This window comes from Paenibacillus zanthoxyli JH29 (assembly GCF_000520715.1).
Lineage (GTDB): Bacteria > Bacillota > Bacilli > Paenibacillales > Paenibacillaceae > Paenibacillus_AQ > Paenibacillus_AQ zanthoxyli.
On sequence record NZ_ASSD01000394.1, the window covers coordinates 1 to 3,243 of the forward strand.

3 protein-coding genes are annotated in these 3,243 nt (G+C 54.3%); all 3 read right to left on the reverse strand.

From position 1 onward, the window contains the following. Nucleotides 1-467: condensation domain-containing protein (locus L691_RS28990; RefSeq protein ID WP_036737145.1), on the reverse strand; the 467-nt coding region annotated here is incomplete at its 3' end. Then, nucleotides 464-1,645 carry an acyl-CoA dehydrogenase family protein gene (locus L691_RS0114705; RefSeq protein ID WP_025691246.1) on the reverse strand — a complete coding sequence of 394 codons (1,182 nt, stop codon included), beginning with the start codon at nt 1,643-1,645 and terminating at the stop codon, nt 464-466. The genes L691_RS28990 and L691_RS0114705, both read right to left, overlap by 4 nt. A 5-nt stretch (nt 1,646-1,650) precedes the next feature. Beyond that, the coding region (gene asnB / locus L691_RS0114710; RefSeq protein ID WP_025691247.1) for an asparagine synthase (glutamine-hydrolyzing) at nt 1,651-3,243 on the reverse strand (1,593 nt) is incomplete at its 5' end.

Consider the following 3,243-nt stretch of genomic DNA (forward strand, 5'->3'; position numbering starts at 1 on the left):
GAGACGATATGATGCAGTTTCAGGACCAGGAGGGCCTCATCCGTACCGTACTGTACCAGAATCGCCTGAAAGAGCGGATCGCCTCCCCGGATGGCGATCGGCGCCCGGCATTCCTTGGAGAACCATTCCGCCAAAGCCTGCTCCCGGCTGCCCAGGTCCCCCTGGGACAGATCGACCAGCCTGAACTGCTCCGGCGAGAAGGAACCGAATAATTGAACGGGGGGCTGGGCCAATTCAATCTTCGTCCGAAGCGCGGCGTGGCGACCGGCCAGTTCCTCCACGGCCCCCCGCATCGCTTCCGCGTTCAGCCGGCCCGTCAGCCGCTTGGCCGATACTTTGTTCCACAGGCCGCCATCCGGCGTCAACTGGTCCAGATACAGAATGCGTTCCTGCTGATAGGACAGCGGGTAATCCCGCCGTTCCTCCCTCTGCTCAATCGCTGGATACTTTCTTTTGCCTTGTCTCATAGCTTCTGCCCTCCTACCGGATTAAATGAAGACTTTGCTCTGCGCTTAATCAGCTCATCAGCAATGATTAGCCGCTGAATTTCCGAAGTCCCGTCACCGATTTCCGTCAGCTTGGCGTCCCGAAACAACCGTTCCAGAGGCAATTCACGCGAATAGCCGTAACCCCCGAAAATCTGAACAGCATCCTTAGTGATCCGCGTCGCGGTTTCCGAAGCGAACAGCTTGGCCTCCGACGCTTCCTTGGCGAAGGGCTTGCCGCTGTCCTTCAGGTGTACGGCCCTTTCCAGCAGCAGCCGGGACGCGTTCAGGTTCACTTCCATATCCGCGAGCATATTTTTGATCGTCTGAAACTGGTATAGGTACTGATCGAACTGCTTCCGCTGCTTCACATATTGCAGGCAATGCCGCTGCGCTTCCTCGGCAATACCGACAGCGATCGCAGCCATGCCGATGCGGGCGCTTGCCAGCGTTGCATGCAGAACTTCCAGGCCGAAATTTTTGCGGCCAATGACATTTTCCTTCGGAATGATTACATTCTCGAAGATGAGTTCGCCCATATCGGCGCCCCTCATCCCGAGCTTGCGTTCCTTCTTGGAGGAAGTTGAGACGCCTTCCATTCCTTTTTCCACAATAAATAAGGTAAGACCGAGCATTTTTTTATCCGGCGCCGTGCTCGCGGCCACCACATAAATATCCGCTACATTCGCATTGGTGATAAAGGTCTTAGACCCGTTCAGCACATAATGATCGTCATGCTCCACGGCCCTTGTCCGCATGGAAGCCATATCCGAGCCGCTGTCCGGTTCGGTCAGCGCAAAAGCGCCGATCGCCTCTCCCGTAGCTAACCGGCTGAGGTGTGCGGCCTTTTGCAAGGGTGACCCAAAGGCATGAATCGGATGGCCGGTCAGGCAGGTATGGGCCACGACAGTCATTGCCGTTGACGCGCAAGCGCCGGCAAGCTGACGGACGAAGGAGATGTAAGAGGCAAAGCTCTGGTCCAATCCTTCGTACTCTTCGGGGAAAGGTATTCCGAGCAGGCCGAGCCTTCCCATCTCTTTCATATTGCTCATCGGAAACGTCTCCTGCTCGTCGATCTCCCCCGCCGCCGGCTCCACAAAGGTCTTGATAAAGTTCGCCGCCGTTTCTTCCACAATCTGCTGCATTTCGTTAACAGTCATTGCTTTCACACTCCAAACGTTTTATGCCATAATTCGAGAGCGATCAAGGCATGCGATGTGCGGAAGACGGCTAAATTGTCCAGTCCTGCGTAATCGCCCCTTTTATTCAAAAAATCGATCGTTTTTCTCTTATCGAAATAGGCTGAAATTTTGGAATTGCCGGAACGGATCAGGTCGGAGGCCTGCTGCCTCTGAGCGATAATGGATTTGGGATCAATCGGGAAGGGAAAAGGCTTCTTCTTCCGGCCCGTTATGGCGCTGGGAAGAATGGACTTGCCGATTTCTTTCAGAAACCATTTTTCGCTGCCATCCTTCATTTTGTATTGCGACGGAAGGTTTATCACGCTCTCCACGATACGGTAATCCAGAAAAGGCACCCGAACTTCCACACCCGAAGCCATGCTCGTCTTGTCCTGCCGTTCCAGCATCTCAAGCAAATAATATTTCATGAATAAATATAAAATGCGGTTGAGCGGGTCCCGGGACGGAAACTGTCTTAACGATTCCTGGAGCGATGATTCCACCTTGTCCCGGAATCCGGTCCGCTCCCCGACCGCCTGGTCAAGCAGTCCGGACACTTCCCGGTAATAGGGGGCCCACGGGAACTGGGAGACCTGCCCGGAAGGATCGCCGTTCAGAAAGAAGAAGTATCCGCCGAACAATTCGTCGGCCCCTTCACCCGAAATGACGACCGACACCTCTTTTTTAATTTCCCTATACAGCAAATACAAGGACGGCGTCGTCAATTCAACGGGCTTTTCCATATGCCATGTGACCTTCTCCATCATGTCCCTGTAATCTTCCGTCCGGAAGATAAATTCCCTATGGTCCGTCCCAAGGTGCTCCGCCATGAGTCTCGCATAGGCTGTGTCGGAATTGGAGGCGCTCACGCCCCGGTTATCCCCGTATTCCATCGAGAACGTACGCATTCGGGAATCAGTCCCGCCGCTTACTGCGAGTGCTGTCAGCAGGCTTGAATCCAGCCCGCCGCTGAGCAGAGAGCCGAACGGAATATCGCTCATGCGTCTTTTCCATACGGAGTCGGTTAACAGCGATAGGGTCTCATCCTTCCAGACATCAAGCGACCGTTCCTCCCCTATATCCGCCTGCATATTCCAATACCGGGCCGATGTCAGCTTCGTCCCCTGTACACTGAGCGTATAACCCGGGGGCAGAGAGTGAATATTGTTGAACATGGTCTGCCCTTCGAGCAGAACGGTGCAGAACAAGTACTCGGGAACCGCGCCTTCCCGCACCTCCGCCTTAACCGAGGGATGGGATAGAATCGCCTTGATTTCGGAAGCGAAGATAAAACTGTCTCCGGCCATCGTATAATACAATGGCTTTACTCCAAGCCGGTCCCTTGCCATGAACAGTGTTTGGTTTCGTTCGTCCCAAAGCGCAAAGGAGAACTTGCCGTTAAATTTAAGCACGCAGTCCGGGCCGTATTCCTCATAGGCGTGAACAACAACCTCCGTATCGCAGTTGGTGCGAAAGGTATGGCCTCGCCCGATCAGCTCACGCCGCAGCTCCGGGAAATTAAAAATCTCGCCGTTATAGTTCAGCCAGATGCTCCCGTCTTCATTCGTCATCGGCTG